Genomic DNA, 15,673 nt, shown 5'->3' on the forward strand with positions numbered 1-15,673 from the left:
CTTCTGCAGTCGGATCAGAAGACACAGGAAAGAAGTTGCCCACTACTTTCCTGTGCACACTAATGCGGAGCCTACAAGCGGCAAAGGCTGGAGGCCCTTTTGGAACCTCCAGCCCATGCGAATCGGTCGATTACTTGAGTTCGACCTTAGCGCCAGCTTCTTCCAGCTTCTTCTTAGCAGCATCAGCGTCAGCCTTGGAAACGCCTTCCTTGACTGCCTTAGGTGCGCCGTCAACCAGGTCCTTGGCTTCTTTCAAGCCCAGACCAGTGATTTCGCGCACTGCCTTGATGACGGACACTTTGTTTGCGCCAGCTTCAGTCAAGACAACGTTGAATTCAGTCTTCTCTTCTGCAGCGGCAGCGGCACCGCCACCAGCAGCAGCAGGAGCAGCCATAGCGGCAGCGCTCACACCAAATTTTTCTTCGATGGCTTTCACCAGGTCGTTGAGTTCCATGACCGTCATGCTGTCCAGCGCGGTCAAAAATGCGTCTTTATCGAATGCCATTTTGATTTCCTAACAATATTGGTTACTACAGACAGGCAGCGATTACGCTGCAGCTGCCTCTGCGGGGGCAGCTTCTGCTGCGCCAGCGCCACGCTGTTCCGCCAATGCCGACAACACACGTGCTGTACGGGAAATGGGGGACTGCATCAAGCCCAACAACTGAGCCAACAACACTTCCTTCGAAGGGATGCTTGCCAATTGCTTCACGCCGTTCACGTCCAGAGCCTTACCGCCGTACGCACCAGCACGGATCACCAACTTGTCGTTGGTTTTCGCGAACTCGGCAGCTACCTTAGCGGCAGCCACTGCGTCTTCGGAAAAGCCGTAGATCAGAGGACCGGTCATCTGGTCGGACACAACTTCAAACGCGCTACCAGCAACGGCGCGGCGGGCCAAGGTGTTTTTTAACACGCTCAGGCTCACACCAGCGCTGCGTGCTGTGTTACGCAGTTTGGTCATGTCAGCGACCGTGATGCCACGGTATTCCGCGATCACGAGCGTTTGAGCTTTAGCGGCGAGGCCGGTCACATCACTGATGACCGCTTCTTTCTCACTGCGATTCAGACTCAAGGTCTACTCCTTTAAATGCACTTTGCAACTTACGCTGCTCATGCTCCACATTGCAGCGACCAACTGTTAACAGAACTCTCATTCCATCCGCAGCGGGATCGCCATCTGCGTTGGCAAAAATTAAGTGTCTAGGACACACCAACGGTCTTGGATGGCCCAGTTGCACTTTGACAGCACCCCCGGCCCACCACATCGGATTGGCCCGAGAGCCAACCCAAATTCACGATTACGCCGCGATGGACTGGATGTCGACGCGAACGCCAACGCCCATCGTGGAAGACACCGCCACTTTACGCAGGTACAGACCCTTACTCGATGCGGGCTTAGCTTTGTTCAAAGCTTCGACCAAAGCGGCCAAGTTACCTTGCAACTGACCAGCTTCGAACGAACGACGGCCGATGGTGCTGTGCACGATACCGGCCTTGTCAACGCGAAACTGCACTTGACCAGCCTTGGCATTCTTCACTGCCGTAGCAACGTCTGGAGTGACTGTACCGACCTTGGGGTTAGGCATCAAGCCACGTGGTCCGAGGATCTGACCCAATGTACCCACGATACGCATTGCATCAGGAGCAGCAATCACGATGTCGAAAGGCATGTCACCAGCCTTCACCATGGCGGCGAGGTCGTCCATACCAACCACATCTGCACCGGCGGCTTTAGCTTCTTCAGCCTTAGCACCTTGAGCAAACACAGCAACGCGCTTTGTCTTGCCGGTGCCGTTAGGCAACACGACAGCACCGCGAACCACTTGGTCAGACTTCTTAGCATCAATGCCCAGTTGCACTGCAACGTCGATGGACTCATCGAACTTTGCGTTCGCAAATTCCTTGACCAACGCCAAAGCATCAGTCAGTGCATACAGCTTGAGGCTGTCGATTTTGCCCACTTGGGTCTTTTGTTTTTTAGTCAGCTTGGACATTTACACGCCCTCCACATTCACGCCCATGGAACGGGCAGAGCCAGCGATAGTACGAACAGCAGCGTCGAGGTCGGCGGCAGTCATGTCCTTCATCTTGGTCTTTGCGATTTCTTCCAGCTGAGCGCGGGTGATCTTGCCAACCTTATCTACGTGGGGACGGGCAGAACCCTTGTCCAGCTTGATAGCCTTTTTGATCAGGACTGTAGCAGGTGGAGTCTTGATAACAAAAGTGAAGCTTTTGTCAGCAAACGCGGTGATCACCACAGGCAGTGGCAGACCTGGCTCAACACCTTGGGTCTGGGCATTGAATGCCTTGCAGAATTCCATGATGTTCAGACCACGTTGACCCAATGCGGGACCGATGGGTGGGGATGGGTTGGCCTTACCGGCCGGTACTTGCAGCTTGATAAAGCCGACAATCTTCTTTGCCATGATTTCTCCTGACGGGTCAAACGCCTCAAACCAGCAGCTGGTCTCGGCTCCCCGGGGCTAGCGACTCAAAAATTACCCAAAGTGCCGAGTCGAAAAACACTTTAAGCCGCGGCGCAATGCGCCAAAAATTGTCAGGTCTTCTCGATTTGAGAAAACTCCAGTTCGACCGGAGTGGAGCGACCAAAGATAGTGACCGAAACACGCACCTTGCTCTTTTCGTAGTTCACATCTTCCACCGAGCCGTTGAAGTCGGTAAAAGGACCTTCCTTCACCCGAACAAACTCGCCCACCACAAACTCAATCTTGTGACGGGGCTTGTCAGTCCCCTCTTGCATCTGATTGACGATTTTCATCACCTCAGACTCAGAAATAGGCGCTGGACGGTTTTTAGCACCACCCACAAATCCTGTAACTTTGTTCGTGTGCTTGACCAAGTGCCATGTATCGTCATCCATGACCATCTCAACCAAGACATAGCCAGGAAAGAACTTGCGCTCAGTGGTTTTCTTTTGGCCGTTTTTGACTTCGACGACCTCTTCCATGGGAACCAGGATGCGACCGAACTTGGATTGCATGCCAGCGCGCTGGATACGCTCCAAAATGTTGCGCTCCACGGCCTTCTCCATGCCGGAGTACGCATGAACCACGTACCAACGCAAATCTGGATTGGCAGCAGACGCAGCCGCTTCCGCAGCGGGAACTAGCACATCGTCAGTCATCATTTCTTCCATCCCAGGATCAAGTCGTAAAAGAGCCACTCCAGCGTCTTGTCAGTCAGCCACAAGAACACTGCCATGATCAACACAAATCCAAAAACGTAAGCCGTGATCTGAATGGCTTCTTTGCGCTCAGGCCAGACCACTTTTTTCACTTCACGCCATGCATCGCGCCCAAATGCAATCAACTGGCGCCCGGATTCCGAAGAAAAGAAGGCAGCAGCAGACAACGCGAGTCCAACCAACAAAGCACCCCATTGCGCAACCTGACCTTGCTTGCCCAACAGATAAAAGGCAGCCAAAGCCGCCAACAGCAATACCACAGCCGCGGCAAGCTTGAACTTGTCTGCGCCCGTGTTGACGGTTTCAATTTGAGTCGATGCCATGTTATTTTTTCGCGTTTGCTTGCATTCGGTTTCAGCGACCTTAAGACGCTGAAGCCCGCTACACGGTAGCGGGCTCTTGGTTATCCACCGAATTCTGTTTCGGTGGCAGGGGCAGTAGGAATCGAACCTACAACCTTCGGTTTTGGAGACCGACGCTCTGCCAATTGAGCTATACCCCTACAGACTTTCCTTTACGCGATGATTTTGGCAACCACGCCGGCGCCCACGGTACGACCGCCCTCGCGAATAGCGAAACGCAGGCCTTCTTCCATGGCGATGGGGTTAATCAACTTCACAGTGATGGACACGTTGTCACCAGGCATCACCATTTCTTTGCCTTCTGGCAACTCGATCGCACCGGTCACGTCCGTTGTACGGAAGTAGAACTGGGGGCGGTAGTTGTTGAAGAAAGGAGTGTGACGTCCACCTTCGTCCTTGGACAAAACGTAGATTTCGCCAGTGAAGTGGGTGTGTGGCTTGATCGAGCCGGGCTTGCACAGCACTTGGCCGCGCTGCACGTCTTCGCGCTTGGTACCGCGCAACAAGATACCGACGTTGTCGCCTGCTTGACCTTGGTCGAGCAGCTTGCGGAACATTTCAACGCCTGTGCAGGTGGTCTTTTGTGTGTCGGCGATACCAACGATTTCGATTTCTTCGCCGACCTTGACGATACCGCGCTCAACGCGACCTGTCACCACGGTGCCGCGGCCGGAGATCGAGAACACGTCTTCCACGGGCATCAGGAACGCGCCGTCCACTGCGCGCTCTGGCAGGGGGATGTAGGAATCGAGTGCGTCAGCCAACTTCATGATCGCGCCTTCGCCCAGGTCACCCTTGTCGCCTTCCATGGCGAGCTTGGCAGAACCGTGGATGATGGGGGTGTCGTCGCCAGGGAAGTCGTACTTGGACAGGAGTTCGCGAACTTCCATTTCGACCAGTTCCAACAACTCAGCGTCGTCAACCATGTCGCACTTGTTCAGGAACACGATGATGTAAGGCACGCCCACTTGGCGAGCCAACAAGATGTGCTCGCGTGTCTGAGGCATTGGGCCGTCAGCTGCGGAGCAAACCAGAATAGCGCCGTCCATTTGAGCCGCGCCAGTGATCATGTTCTTCACATAGTCAGCGTGTCCGGGGCAATCCACGTGTGCGTAGTGGCGGTTGGCGGTTTCGTACTCAACGTGTGCAGTGTTGATGGTAATGCCGCGTGCTTTTTCTTCAGGCGCTGCGTCGATCTGGTCGTACGCTTTGGCGGATCCGCCAAACTTGGCCGCCAACACAGTGGTGATAGCCGCTGTCAGTGTGGTCTTGCCGTGGTCCACGTGACCAATGGTGCCAACGTTGACGTGTGGCTTGGTACGTGTGAATTTTTCTTTACCCATGCTTAGCTCCGAAAAGTAATAGGTTCAAACAAATAACTATCGCCGTACTACCGCCATCACAAGCATGCCAGCGGCAACGCCAAAATTGGTGCCCTTTGCGGGAATCGGACCCGCGACCTCTCCCTTACCAAGGGAGTGCTCTACCACTGAGCCAAAAGGGCAAAAGTTTGTTTACACAAATCTTGATATCTCAACACAACAAACACAGCAACTTGCGACTTTGGAGCGGGGTAGGAGAATCGAACTCCTCGCTTTAGCTTGGAAGGCTAAGGTATTACCACTATACGAACCCCGCACAGGCCCGCCAATCTAACAGTCTTTCAGGTCACTGGTGGAGAGGGCTGGATTCGAACCAGCGTACTCGTAAGAGGGCAGATTTACAGTCTGCTGCCATTAACCACTCGGCCACCTCTCCTTCGGTGAACCCCGGATTATGCCAGCTTTATTGCACTGCGTCACCTTCGCGCTGTTTTTTTTGCAAATTGCACTGAAATAGTTTTTGGACGCCCAGCCTCCGGAACGGATCACTCTGCAGTCAAGATCCGATTTGCCTCGGAGAAATGGCCACACCCAATGAAGGGAGTCGGTGGACGCAAGGCAGAAAGTGGCGAGGGATGGTTCGCGCACAACACGGTATGGCGGGCCTCGTCTATCAGCACGCGCTTGCTTTGGGCATGCGCCCCCCAAAGCATAAAAATCACGTGGCCCGGGGTAGACGACACCACGCTGATGACCGCATCCGTCAGGGTTTCCCAGCCGCGGCATGCATGGCTCGCGGGCTTCCCCTCTTCCACCGTCAAGCAGGTGTTGAGCAGCAAGACACCCCGACTTGCCCACGACAACAGGCTGCCCTGCGTGATGGGGAAGCAGCCATCGAGCGCGAGAGGCTCGCGCGCCAGTTCTTTGAAAATATTGCGCAAAGAAGGCGGCACAGCGACTCCGGGCGCCACCGAAAAAGCAAGGCCCTCCGCTTGGCCGCGGCCATGGTAGGGGTCTTGCCCGAGGATGACCACTCTGACGGAGTTCAACGGCGTGAGCTCCAAGGCACGCATCGGCTGCGGAGGAAAAATGACCGCGCACGCCGCCAAGCGCTGCTGCAAGAATCCGAGAAGCCCTTGGCCCACCGCGCCAGAGAAAAATGGATCGGTGACGGCCTGCCAACTCGGATGAACCGGCCACCGCCCAGGATCCGCAGACTGCAATTGCGAGCTCGCAAAGGCTGATCCACCGCCGTCATCCTGCAGCAGCGAAAACTGCATGCGGATCAGCCGAACAGAGCTTCCAGCGCCTCGCCGGGCTCTGGCGCTCGCATGAACGCCTCGCCCACCAGAAATGTGTTCACACCGGCGGCGCCCATGCGCAAAACATCGTCCCGGGTGTGAATGCCGCTCTCGGTTACCAAGAGCTTGTCCGCCGGCACCATGGCCCGCAAGGCGAGCGTGGTGTCCAGCGTCACTTCGAACGTTTTCAAATCGCGGTTGTTGATGCCCAGCAGCGGCGTTTTGAGCTTCAAGGCGCGCTCCAACTCAGTTTGGTCATGGATCTCCACCAGCACCGCCATATCGAGGCTTAGAGCGATTGCTTCCAGGTCTTTCATTTGCGCATCGTCCAGGCACGCAGCAATCAGCAGGATGGCGTCAGCGCCCATGGCGCGCGATTCATAAATTTGGTAAGGATCGACCATGAAATCTTTGCGCAATACCGGCAACTGGCAGCTGGCGCGCGCTTGCTTGAGGTAGTCCACCTCGCCCTGAAAAAACTGCACATCGGTCAGCACCGACAAACACGCCGCGCCATACTCGGCATAGCTCTGCGCAATGTCCGCAGGAATGAAGTCTTCCCGGATCACGCCCTTGGAGGGACTGGCCTTTTTCACCTCGGCAATCACCGCCGGTTTGCCTGCCGAAATCTTGCTGCGCAGCGCGCCCACGAAGTCGCGTGTCAGCACCCGCGATTCCGCGTCGGCTCGCACAATGTCCAATGATTTACGGCGGATAGCGGCCGCTACTTCTTGATGTTTTACGGCTACGATTTTGTCGAGAATGTCACTCATGATGTTTCCTGTTGTTTAGTTCGCCAGCCGGGCACTCAGGGCCACCAGTGCATCCAGCTTGGCCTTCGCCGCTCCTGATTCAATAGCAGCTTGCGCAAGCTTGATGCCGGCTTCCATTGATTCCGCCACATTGGCCGCATAAAGGGCGACACCGGCGTTCAAAACCACAATATCTTTGGCCGGCCCGCCTTGGTTGTTCAGCACGCCCATCAACATGGCTTTGGAGTCGTCTGCGGTTTCCACCTTCAGGGCCCGGTTGCTGGCCATGACCATGCCGAAGTCTTCGGGGTGGATCTCGTACTCGCGTATTTCGCCATCCTTGAGCTCGCCCACCAGTGTGCCGGCGCCCAGGCTCACCTCGTCCATGCCATCACGGCCGTAAACCACGATAGCGTGTTCCGCGCCCAAGCGCTGTAAAGCACGCACCTGAATACCCACCAAATCGGCGTGGAACACGCCCATGAGGATGTTGGGGGCGCCAGCCGGGTTGGTCAGCGGTCCCAGGATGTTGAAGATGGTGCGCACACCCATTTCCTTGCGCACTGGGGCCACATTTTTCATGGCGGGGTGGTGGTTGGGCGCGAACATGAAACCGATGCCCTGCTCTGCCACGCACTGGGCGATCTGCTCGGGTTTGAGATTGATGTTCAGGCCCAATGCCTCCAACACATCGGCACTGCCGCTCTTGCTGCTGACGCTGCGCCCGCCATGCTTGCTGACCTTGGCACCTGCCGCCGCGGCCACAAACATACTGCAGGTGGAAATGTTGAAGGTGTGGCTGCCGTCGCCACCCGTGCCCACGATGTCCACCAGATTGGTTTTGTCCGCGACCTCCACCTTGGTCGAAAACTCGCGCATCACCTGCGCGGCGGCGGTAATTTCGCCAATGGTTTCCTTTTTGACGCGCAGGCCGGTAATGATGGCGGCCATCATCACGGGAGACATCTCGCCGGACATGATCTGGCGCATCAGGTGCAGCATCTCGTCGTGAAAGATTTCACGGTGTTCGATGGTGCGCTGCAAGGCCTCTTGGGGGGTAATTTTGACGGTGTGCGGCATGACAGACTCCTTAGACTTTGGGCGCTGCACTCAGCGCCAATTTGATTCCGAAACCGACAAACAAGGCGCCGGCCAGCCGGTCCAGCCAATGCATGCCCCGCTGGATCGCAGCGGTTCGCTGCGCAGCCCAAGCCGCCAGGACGGCATAACCGATATTGATCGGGATGGCGTTGAGATTGAACAGCACCCCCAGCAACAGAAAAGCCACCGTGGGATGGGCTGCGCCCGGCGCAATGAACTGCGGCACAAAAGCCAGAAAGAACAGCGCCACTTTGGGGTTGAGTGCGTTCGTCCAAAAGCCTCTGAAAAACAAAGATTTTAGGCCTCCAGCTGTCACAGAATCTGCGCTGCCCGCTTCTATTTTGATAGCATCCGGCGCCTTGGACAGGAGCAGCCGCACACCCACGTATAGCAAGTAGGCTGCCCCCACCCACTTGAGCACACTGAACGCCATGGCCGAGGTCGCCATCAGCGCGCTCACGCCCAAGCCGGCCGCCACAATGTGCACAAAGCAACCGGCCGTGATCCCCAACGCGGCCACGATACCTGCCCGCACCCCGCTGCGCAGGGCGCTACTCACGATGTAGAGCACATCGGGCCCCGGGGTCAGGTTCAGCAACCAGCCCGACATCACAAACAGGCCGAGGTGCTCGATTCCCAGCTCTGCGAGCATCCCGCGCGCCTCCGCTTAGTAGACCGCGGCGCCGGGCAGCGCAGCAGCCGGTGCGGACGGCACGGCCTGGGCAAAGAAACTGCGCACCGCTTCGATGGCGCGGTCGATACCCGCAGCGTCCACGTCCAGGTGGGTCACAAAGCGCAAACCAATCAGCCCGGTGGCCAACACGCCGCGCTCCTTCAAGTGCGCCAGCAAGGCCGGGCCACGGCCCTGCTCCACGTCCACAAACACAATGTTGGTGTTGCCCGAGCGCACCTGCAAGCCGTCGATCCCGTGCAGACCGGCGGCTAGGCGCTGTGCCAGCGCATGATCGTCCGCCAAACGCTCCACATGGTGGTCCAGCGCAAAGCTGGCCGCCGCCGCCAGAAAACCCGCTTGGCGCATGCCGCCACCCGCCATCTTGCGGATGCGGTGGGCACGGGCGATCAGCTCGCGGCTGCCACACAAGGCCGAGCCTACCGGTGCGCCCAAGCCCTTGCTGAAGCACACCGACACGCTGTCAAAGTAACCCGCTATCCGGCGGGCAGACGCCAAGGCGGTTTCACCTTCCTGGCGGGTAGCTACCGCCGCATTGAAAAGGCGCGCGCCATCCAAGTGCACCGCGAGACCGCGCTCCCGGGCCAGTGCGGTCGCCTGCGCAACGTAAGTCGCAGGCATAGGGTTACCGTTCCAGGTATTTTCCAGGCACAGCAGGCGGGTACGTGCGAAGTGGCAGTCATCGGGTTTGATGGCGGCCGCAATGTCGGCTAACGCCATTTGCCCGCCCGTGTCTTGCGCGAGCGGCTGGGGTTGAATGCTGCCGAGCACCGCAGCACCACCGCCCTCGTAACGGTAGGTATGGGCCATTTGACCGACAATGTACTCGTCCCCCCGGCCGCAGTGCGCCATCAGGCCGCACAGGTTGCTTTGGGTGCCGGTGGGCATAAATAACGCCGCCTCGAAACCGAGCAAGGCCGCGACCTTGTCCTGCAGTGCATTGACACTGGGGTCATCGCCAAACACATCGTCGCCCACCGGCGCGGCCCGCATGGCATCGCGCATGGCGGCGGTCGGGCGGGTCACGGTGTCGCTACGCAAGTCAACAATAGGAGTCATTTGGGCCTTCAGCGCTTATGGAATGTGCGCAGATAGCTATCAAAACAATAGCTATCTGCCCACCGGTTTATTGCAAAAAGTTTTTCAGCATGGCGTGACCATGCTCGGTGAGGATGCTCTCGGGGTGGAACTGCACCCCCTCCATGCGCACCGCGTGCGGCAGGTTCTTGTGGCGCACGCCCATGATCTCGCCATCATCCGTCCACGCGGTAACCACCAGCTCTTGCGGGCAGCTCGCACGCTCAATCGCCAGCGAGTGGTAGCGGTTGACGGTGAACTTTTCCGGCAGACCTGCGAAAACGCCCTCTTGCGTGGTAGTGATCACACTGGTCTTGCCGTGCATCAACTCCTGCGCGCGGATGATCTTGCCACCCAGAGCTGCGCCAATGCTCTGGTGGCCAAGGCACACCCCCAGAATAGGCAGCTTACCCATGAAGTGGCGGATCGCGGGCACCGAAATCCCTGCCTCGTTGGGTGAGCAGGGGCCGGGCGAGATCACCAGGCGGTCGGCGCCGCGTGCGGCAATGCCTTCGAGGGTGATCTCGTCGTTGCGGAACACCTCGACCTCGGCACCGAGTTCACCGAAGTACTGCACGATGTTGAAAGTGAACGAGTCGTAGTTGTCGATCATCACGAGTTTCATACGGTTTCTCCTTGGCGCAAACGGGCAAACTCCCGGTGCTCAAATGCAATGGATGCGTCCATCAGGGCGCGGTAGGCGGCCTCCAACACATCAGGCTGTCCACCTAGCTCGGTAGCGATGCGGCGCACCCGGGCGGCAATGAATTCAATCCGCTCCTGGTCATGCACTTTGGTCACATCCTGCTTGATACGGGCCGCTTGGCTCATGTAGTGGGTCCTCTCGACCAGCAAGGCGGTGATCCGTTCATCGAGGGCGTCGATATGGCTGCGCACCTCGGTCATAGTCTCGCAGTGCAGGGCCTGGGGCAGGTCTTTATGGGAGGTGCTCATTGCAGTCCCTCCTCCACCAGTTCGGCTGCGCGTAGCAGTGCACGGGCCTTCGCCTCGGTTTCCTTCCACTCCAACTCGGGCACGCTGTCGGCCACCACGCCGGCTGCGGCCTGCACATACAGCATCTGGTCTTTGATGATGCCGGTGCGGATGGCAATCGCCACATCCATGTCGCCCGCGTAGCTCAGGTAACCGCAGGCGCCGCCATAAATGCCGCGCTTGATCGGCTCCAACTGGTCGATCAGCTCCATGGCGTGCACCTTGGGCGCGCCGGTGAGTGTGCCGGCCGGGAAAGTGGCCTTGAGCACGTCCATGCTGGTCATGCCGGCGTTCAGGGTGCCCTCGACGTTACTCACGATGTGCATCACATGGCTGTAGCGCTCGACGATGAAAGCATCGGTCACCTTCACAGAGCCGATTTCAGCAATGCGGCCGATGTCGTTGCGGGCCAAGTCGATCAGCATCACATGCTCGGCGCGCTCCTTGGGGTCGTTGATAAGCTCCACCTCGGCCGCCTTGTCCAGCTCAGGGGTCGCACCACGCGGGCGGGTGCCAGCCAGAGGGCGGATGGTGACTTTGGTACCGGGCTTATCGCCAAGGGTGATTTGCTCTTGGCGGACCAAAATCTCCGGCGAAGCGCCCACCACTTGAAAGTCCCCGAAGTTGTAGAAATACATGTACGGGCTGGGATTCAGGGTACGCAGTGCGCGGTATAGGCTCAGGGGCGATGCGGTGTAGCGCTTCTTGATACGCTGCCCCACCTGCACCTGCATGAAGTCGCCACCAGCGATCAGCTCTTTGGCGCGCTCCACCGCGGCAATGTAGTCCGCTTTGGCGAAGTCGCGCTGGGCTTCAAAGCTTTGTGAGGGCTTGATATCCGGCGCGCTCACGGCCTGCGCCAGCTTGGCACGTAGCTCGGCCAAGCGCGCTTGGCCCGCGGCATAGGCACCGGGCAACGCCGGGTCCACGTAGACCATCAGGTGCAACTTGCCCGACAGGTTGTCAATCACCGCCAGCTCTTCGCATTGCAAAAGCAGGATGTCGGGCGTGCCCAGTTCATCCGGCGGGCAACTGTCTTGCAGCTTTTTCTCGATGTAGCGGACGGCGTCGTACCCGAAGTAGCCGGCCAGGCCACCGCAAAAGCGCGGCATTCCGGGCTGCAGCGCCGCCTTGAACCGCTGCTGGTACTGCGCAATGAAGTCGAGCGGATTGAGCGCCGAGACTTCCACCACCACGCCATCGGTAACCACTTCGGTCCGGGCATCAGCGCCAAAGTGACTCGCTCGCACCAAGGTGCGCGCAGGCAGACCAATGAAGCTGTAGCGACCAAAGCGCTCACCACCCACCACCGACTCCAGCAAAAAGCTGTGGGCAGCAGGTTCGGCTTCGCCGGCGTTACGGGCGAGCTTGAGGTACACGGAGAGCGGGGTTTCCAAGTCCGCAAAGGCCTGGATGCTCAAAGGGATGCGGTTGTAGCCTTGCGCCTGCAGGGCCAGAAATTCGGATTCAGTCATCGGGGGCGGTGCCTCTCAAACAATCTATTCACGGGGAGCTGGCACGCAAAGCCACCAACTCGAAAAAGGTGCGCGCAATAGATCGGAGGGGAATCCGTGCCACTTGATCGCGCAAAGCCCAAAAACCGTGCGCAATGGCCGAAAGGATCGGCCGGCAGGTATCAGAGCCCAGGCACAACAGACGAGGTACGCCAGGGCCAGGCCCCCCGGTCGCTCAAACCTGTTCTGCTGATGTGGTGGATAAACATAGGCGCTCAGTGTAGCAAACACGCCGAGGGGCCGGACCACAAAGAAACGAGGCTACCCGCAAAAACCCTGATGCGCGTTCGGCTCCACAACTGCACAATCCAAAGCAGAAAAAAGAACGACCGTTCTATTTAAGGCCTCCATGACATTGAAACAGTTTTTTTCCTCCTGGCTGCTGGCGACTTGTGCCGCGACGAGTGCTATTGCAGCACCGGATATCCATGGCGTCAAAATTGAAGACAGCATCACACTGGCCGGCAGCAAACTGCAACTCAACGGCGCAGGCACCCGCTTTAAGGCCGTGTTCAAGGTCTATGTCGGCGAGCTTTTCACCAGCCAGAAGGTCAGCTCCCTCGATGAGCTGATTGCAGCGCCCGGGCCCAAGCGCCTGAGCATGACGTTTGTGCGCGAAATCGAAGCCGGCCCCTTCGGCAAGTTGCTGACGCGCGGGGTGGAAGACAACGTACCGAAGAACGAAATGTCCAAGCTAGTGCCGGGTTTGATCCGCATGGGCGACATCTTCACGGTGAACAAAGTGCTGGTCCCGGGCGATGTGATTCACCTCGACTGGATACCCGGCACCGGTATGGTCGTGACCGCCAAAGGCAAAGTCCAGGGCGAGCCCTTCAAGGAGCCCGAGTTCTACAAAGCCATCATGTCCATCTGGTTCGGCCCCTCACCAGCCGACTTCAAACTCAAAGAGGCCTTGCTCGGCCAGAAATAAGTTTCGTTTTACTCCAAGCCTCATAGGCCGGTATGGAAACGTACCGGCCTTTTTTCTTGTGCCGCCCATCAAACACAACGGATCAAGGTGACAAAGTCGCTGCGGCGCGTTAGATTGGGTGACGCCACCTCCATCACCTCTTGTAGCCCGGGGAGACACACGTGAAACTCAGTTTGAAACTGCCACTGGCATTTGCACTGGCTTTGGTATTGCTGTTCATGGGGGGCGTGTTTGGCATACGAACACTCAACCATGCGGTGGACACCTACCGGATCGACGTATTGCGCCACGTCGAGGCCAATAAAAAGGCGGCCGACATCGCAGGACAATTTTCCGTAGCCATCCAGGAATGGAAAAACGTGTTGCTGCGCGGAAAGAACCCGAAAGACCTCGACCTCTATTGGGCCGCACACCAAAAAGAAATGGCAAAGGTCATGGAAGGTGTGGACGCCCTGAGCCGCGAAATGGACGATAGCACCAGCCGCGACCTGACCACACGGCTATCGACCGCCATGGCCAGCACCGCCAAGGCCTATGAGAGTGCGTTCATCGCGTTCAAGGAAAGTGGTTTCGATGCCACCGTGGGTGACAAAGCCGCCCGGGGCAAAGACCGGGAGTCCGCCGGCCTGTTGATCACCCTGCGCAAACACCTGTCTGAAGAAGAGGCCCTGGCCTCTGAGAGCGCAAGCGCACTGGCCTCGCGCGGAAGCGCTTTGGCCTATGGGGTTATGACCCTGGTCACCCTGATCGGTTTTGCCGGCAGCATTTGGATGAGCCGGCAAATTGTGCGCCCCTTGAACGAGGCTGTGAGTGCCGCAGACAAGGTATCCCGCGGCGATTTGACGGCAACCCTTTACCCCGAGGGACAGGACGAAATCGCCCATTTGCTGCGCTCCCTGCAAACCATGCAGACCAACCTGTCCACACTGGTCACCAAAGTCCGGCAAGGCGCGGAAAACGTGTCCCATGCGAGCGCGGAGATCGCCCATGGCAATCACGACCTGTCGATCCGCACCGAACAGCAGGCCAGCGCCTTACAAGAAACCGCTGCGTCCATGGACGAATTGGGTGCGACTGTGAGCCGCAGCTCCGAGGGTGCAGCTCAAGCGAATGAGCGCGCAGTGAGTGCCTCGGAGGTCGCCTCGCGCGGTGGAGACGCGGTGGGCAAAGTGGTCGAGACAATGAAAGGCATTCACACCGCCTCGAGCCGGATTTCAGAAATCATCGGGGTCATCGACGGCATCGCGTTCCAGACCAATATTCTGGCCCTGAATGCGGCCGTTGAGGCAGCCCGGGCCGGCGAGCAAGGCCGTGGTTTTGCAGTGGTGGCCGCAGAGGTCCGCAGCCTGGCCGGCAGGAGCGCCGAGGCCGCCAAAGAAATTAAAAGCCTGATCAACGCCAGTGTGGAGCAAGTGGCCCTCGGGAGCAGCCAAGCCGCCCAAGCGGGCCACACCATGGCGGAGGTGGTGAACGCCATCCGGGAGGTCAGCACCATGGCGAGCGATATCAGCAATGCCAGCCACGAGCAACGCATTGGCGTCAGCCAAGCGGGGCACGCGGTCACCCTGATCGATGAGGCGACCCAACAAAACGCTGCCTTGGTCGAGCAAATGGCCGCCGCTGCGTCGGGGCTGAAAGAGCAGGCCAAGGAATTGGTGGGCGTTGTCACCGTCTTCAGGCTCGCTACCTGACCCAGGGCCCGGCTTGTTCCGGCCGGGCCTTTGCTAGATCCAGCGCAGCTGCGTCAGGCGGTCGACCACTGCATCCGCGTCGACCTGATCCACCGGTTCCCCGTGGTTGTAGCCGTAACTGACCAGCAACACGGGGCAGCCTGCGGCCCGTGCCGCTTGCGCATCGTTGCTCGAATCTCCCACCATAAGGGTGCGCCCCGGCACGGTGCCGAGTCGCTCGCAGGCGTGTAACAAAGGCATGGGGTCCGGCTTCTTCCGGGCTACCGTGTCGCCGCCAATCACGAGTGGGAAAAAAGGCGCAAGCTCTTTCTCTTGCAGCAAGTCGCGCGCAAACGCAGCCGGCTTGTTGGTCACGCACACCAAGGGCAGGCCCGCCTGCTGCCAGCCGGCCAGCGCATCGCGAACGCCGGGGTAAACCTCGGAATAGCGTCCATTAACCGCCCGGTAGTGGTGCTGGTAAAACGCCCATGCCTGCTCGAAAAGTGCTACGTTATCAGGAGCAGCAAACCCCGGATCAATGTGGGCTAGCAGGCCTTTTATCAAGTTTTCTGAGCCTTTGCCCACCAGCCGCTCGACCAAGGCTTGCTCCACTGCAAAATCGCGGTACGGCAGTGGCAGATCGGCCACCATGCGCTGCAGCGCCTGCACAAAATCACCCAGCGTGTCGACCATGGTTCCGTCCAGGTCCACGATCACGGCATCTACATTTGACCGGGGCCAATCCAACATC

General features: G+C 58.5%; 18 protein-coding genes and 4 tRNA genes. 2 read left to right on the top strand and 20 right to left on the bottom strand.

The features are described from left to right. Window positions 1–130: 130 nt before the first annotated feature. From rplL to U5L73_RS00595, 19 genes are all read right to left on the bottom strand, one after another. The gene (gene rplL, locus U5L73_RS00505; RefSeq protein ID WP_296510512.1) at window positions 131–505 is read right to left on the bottom strand and encodes a 50S ribosomal protein L7/L12; all 375 of its coding nucleotides are present in this window, start codon (window positions 503–505) and stop codon (window positions 131–133) included. Between the two features lie 42 nt (window positions 506–547). Next, complete coding sequence (gene rplJ / locus U5L73_RS00510) at window positions 548–1,075, bottom strand: 50S ribosomal protein L10 (RefSeq protein ID WP_322560536.1); 528 nt, start codon at window positions 1,073–1,075, stop codon at window positions 548–550. A gap of 226 nt (window positions 1,076–1,301) precedes the next feature. After that, complete coding sequence (gene rplA, locus U5L73_RS00515) at window positions 1,302–1,997, bottom strand: 50S ribosomal protein L1 (protein WP_322560537.1); 696 nt, start codon at window positions 1,995–1,997, stop codon at window positions 1,302–1,304. Then, complete coding sequence (gene rplK / locus U5L73_RS00520; RefSeq protein WP_313874242.1) at window positions 1,998–2,429, bottom strand: 50S ribosomal protein L11; 432 nt, start codon at window positions 2,427–2,429, stop codon at window positions 1,998–2,000. It lies immediately after the preceding gene. Between the two features lie 131 nt (window positions 2,430–2,560). After that, on the bottom strand, window positions 2,561–3,148 hold the full coding sequence (gene nusG / locus U5L73_RS00525; RefSeq protein ID WP_313874243.1) for a transcription termination/antitermination protein NusG: 588 nt from the start codon (window positions 3,146–3,148) through the stop codon (window positions 2,561–2,563). Next, window positions 3,148–3,531 carry a preprotein translocase subunit SecE gene (gene secE / locus U5L73_RS00530; RefSeq protein WP_313874244.1) on the bottom strand — a complete coding sequence of 128 codons (384 nt, stop codon included), beginning with the start codon at window positions 3,529–3,531 and terminating at the stop codon, window positions 3,148–3,150. The genes nusG and secE overlap by 1 nt, the downstream gene beginning before the upstream one ends. Before the next feature lie 103 nt (window positions 3,532–3,634). Beyond that, window positions 3,635–3,710: transfer RNA gene (locus tag U5L73_RS00535), tRNA-Trp, on the bottom strand. A gap of 12 nt (window positions 3,711–3,722) precedes the next feature. Then, on the bottom strand, window positions 3,723–4,913 hold the full coding sequence (tuf, locus tag U5L73_RS00540) for an elongation factor Tu (RefSeq protein ID WP_296510516.1): 1,191 nt from the start codon (window positions 4,911–4,913) through the stop codon (window positions 3,723–3,725). A gap of 86 nt (window positions 4,914–4,999) precedes the next feature. Then, a tRNA-Thr gene (locus U5L73_RS00545) sits at window positions 5,000–5,074 on the bottom strand. A 60-nt stretch (window positions 5,075–5,134) separates the two neighbouring features. Beyond that, a tRNA-Gly gene (locus tag U5L73_RS00550) sits at window positions 5,135–5,208 on the bottom strand. A gap of 34 nt (window positions 5,209–5,242) precedes the next feature. Continuing rightward, window positions 5,243–5,328, bottom strand: a tRNA-Tyr gene (locus U5L73_RS00555). A gap of 109 nt (window positions 5,329–5,437) precedes the next feature. Next, a complete protein-coding gene (locus U5L73_RS00560; RefSeq protein WP_322560538.1) occupies window positions 5,438–6,172 on the bottom strand; it encodes a uracil-DNA glycosylase in 735 nt (244 codons plus the stop codon). A gap of 5 nt (window positions 6,173–6,177) precedes the next feature. Next, complete coding sequence (gene trpC, locus U5L73_RS00565) at window positions 6,178–6,966, bottom strand: indole-3-glycerol phosphate synthase TrpC (RefSeq protein WP_322560539.1); 789 nt, start codon at window positions 6,964–6,966, stop codon at window positions 6,178–6,180. A gap of 15 nt (window positions 6,967–6,981) precedes the next feature. Beyond that, window positions 6,982–8,025, bottom strand: a complete 1,044-nt coding sequence (gene trpD / locus U5L73_RS00570) for an anthranilate phosphoribosyltransferase (protein WP_322560540.1) — start codon at window positions 8,023–8,025, stop codon at window positions 6,982–6,984. Window positions 8,026–8,035: 10 nt separating this feature from the next. Next, entirely contained in the window at window positions 8,036–8,698 is a 663-nt protein-coding gene (locus U5L73_RS00575) for a LysE family translocator (protein WP_322560541.1), read from the bottom strand. A 15-nt stretch (window positions 8,699–8,713) separates the two neighbouring features. Further along, window positions 8,714–9,796, bottom strand: coding sequence for a low-specificity L-threonine aldolase (ltaE, locus tag U5L73_RS00580; protein WP_322560542.1), 1,083 nt, complete (start codon window positions 9,794–9,796; stop codon window positions 8,714–8,716). 67 nt (window positions 9,797–9,863) lie between these two features. Further along, window positions 9,864–10,439 carry an aminodeoxychorismate/anthranilate synthase component II gene (locus U5L73_RS00585; protein ID WP_322560543.1) on the bottom strand — a complete coding sequence of 192 codons (576 nt, stop codon included), beginning with the start codon at window positions 10,437–10,439 and terminating at the stop codon, window positions 9,864–9,866. Then, window positions 10,436–10,768, bottom strand: a complete 333-nt coding sequence (locus tag U5L73_RS00590; RefSeq protein ID WP_322560544.1) for a chorismate mutase — start codon at window positions 10,766–10,768, stop codon at window positions 10,436–10,438. The genes U5L73_RS00585 and U5L73_RS00590 overlap by 4 nt, the downstream gene beginning before the upstream one ends. Continuing rightward, window positions 10,765–12,282 (bottom strand): anthranilate synthase component I family protein, encoded by a 1,518-nt coding sequence (locus U5L73_RS00595; RefSeq protein ID WP_322560545.1) that lies wholly within the window; start codon window positions 12,280–12,282, stop codon window positions 10,765–10,767. Before U5L73_RS00595 ends, U5L73_RS00590 begins: the two co-directional genes overlap by 4 nt. A 388-nt stretch (window positions 12,283–12,670) precedes the next feature. On the opposite strand from U5L73_RS00595, the gene U5L73_RS00600 reads away from it, so the two are divergent. After that, window positions 12,671–13,252 (top strand): chalcone isomerase family protein, encoded by a 582-nt coding sequence (locus U5L73_RS00600; RefSeq protein WP_322560546.1) that lies wholly within the window; start codon window positions 12,671–12,673, stop codon window positions 13,250–13,252. A 161-nt stretch (window positions 13,253–13,413) separates the two neighbouring features. Continuing rightward, window positions 13,414–14,943 (top strand): methyl-accepting chemotaxis protein, encoded by a 1,530-nt coding sequence (locus U5L73_RS00605; RefSeq protein ID WP_322560547.1) that lies wholly within the window; start codon window positions 13,414–13,416, stop codon window positions 14,941–14,943. A gap of 33 nt (window positions 14,944–14,976) precedes the next feature. On the opposite strand, the gene gph is transcribed toward U5L73_RS00605, so the two are convergent. After that, window positions 14,977–15,672: a phosphoglycolate phosphatase gene (gph, locus tag U5L73_RS00610; RefSeq protein WP_322561902.1), complete on the bottom strand. Its 696-nt coding sequence runs from the start codon at window positions 15,670–15,672 to the stop codon at window positions 14,977–14,979. Window position 15,673: the final 1 nt, after the last annotated feature.

Origin of the sequence: Rhodoferax sp. (genome assembly GCF_034520025.1) — a bacterium.
In the GTDB taxonomy this organism is placed as follows: domain Bacteria; phylum Pseudomonadota; class Gammaproteobacteria; order Burkholderiales; family Burkholderiaceae_C; genus Allorhodoferax.

What these genes read in the sequence shown, in the direction of transcription:
- rplL (WP_296510512.1), bottom strand. Translation starts at nt 505, where the DNA reads ATGGCATTCGATAAAGACGCATTTTTGACCGCGCTGGACAGCATGACG.
- rplA (WP_322560537.1), bottom strand. Translation starts at nt 1,997, where the DNA reads ATGTCCAAGCTGACTAAAAAACAAAAGACCCAAGTGGGCAAAATCGAC.
- rplK (WP_313874242.1), bottom strand. Translation starts at nt 2,429, where the DNA reads ATGGCAAAGAAGATTGTCGGCTTTATCAAGCTGCAAGTACCGGCCGGT.
- nusG (WP_313874243.1), bottom strand. Translation starts at nt 3,148, where the DNA reads ATGACTGACGATGTGCTAGTTCCCGCTGCGGAAGCGGCTGCGTCTGCT.
- secE (WP_313874244.1), bottom strand. Translation starts at nt 3,531, where the DNA reads ATGGCATCGACTCAAATTGAAACCGTCAACACGGGCGCAGACAAGTTC.
- tuf (WP_296510516.1), bottom strand. Translation starts at nt 4,913, where the DNA reads ATGGGTAAAGAAAAATTCACACGTACCAAGCCACACGTCAACGTTGGC.
- U5L73_RS00560 (WP_322560538.1), bottom strand. Translation starts at nt 6,172, where the DNA reads ATGCAGTTTTCGCTGCTGCAGGATGACGGCGGTGGATCAGCCTTTGCG.
- trpC (WP_322560539.1), bottom strand. Translation starts at nt 6,966, where the DNA reads ATGAGTGACATTCTCGACAAAATCGTAGCCGTAAAACATCAAGAAGTA.
- trpD (WP_322560540.1), bottom strand. Translation starts at nt 8,025, where the DNA reads ATGCCGCACACCGTCAAAATTACCCCCCAAGAGGCCTTGCAGCGCACC.
- U5L73_RS00575 (WP_322560541.1), bottom strand. Translation starts at nt 8,698, where the DNA reads ATGCTCGCAGAGCTGGGAATCGAGCACCTCGGCCTGTTTGTGATGTCG.
- ltaE (WP_322560542.1), bottom strand. Translation starts at nt 9,796, where the DNA reads ATGACTCCTATTGTTGACTTGCGTAGCGACACCGTGACCCGCCCGACC.
- U5L73_RS00585 (WP_322560543.1), bottom strand. Translation starts at nt 10,439, where the DNA reads ATGAAACTCGTGATGATCGACAACTACGACTCGTTCACTTTCAACATC.
- U5L73_RS00590 (WP_322560544.1), bottom strand. Translation starts at nt 10,768, where the DNA reads ATGAGCACCTCCCATAAAGACCTGCCCCAGGCCCTGCACTGCGAGACT.
- U5L73_RS00595 (WP_322560545.1), bottom strand. Translation starts at nt 12,282, where the DNA reads ATGACTGAATCCGAATTTCTGGCCCTGCAGGCGCAAGGCTACAACCGC.
- U5L73_RS00600 (WP_322560546.1), top strand. Translation starts at nt 12,671, where the DNA reads ATGACATTGAAACAGTTTTTTTCCTCCTGGCTGCTGGCGACTTGTGCC.
- gph (WP_322561902.1), bottom strand. Translation starts at nt 15,672, where the DNA reads ATGTTGGATTGGCCCCGGTCAAATGTAGATGCCGTGATCGTGGACCTG.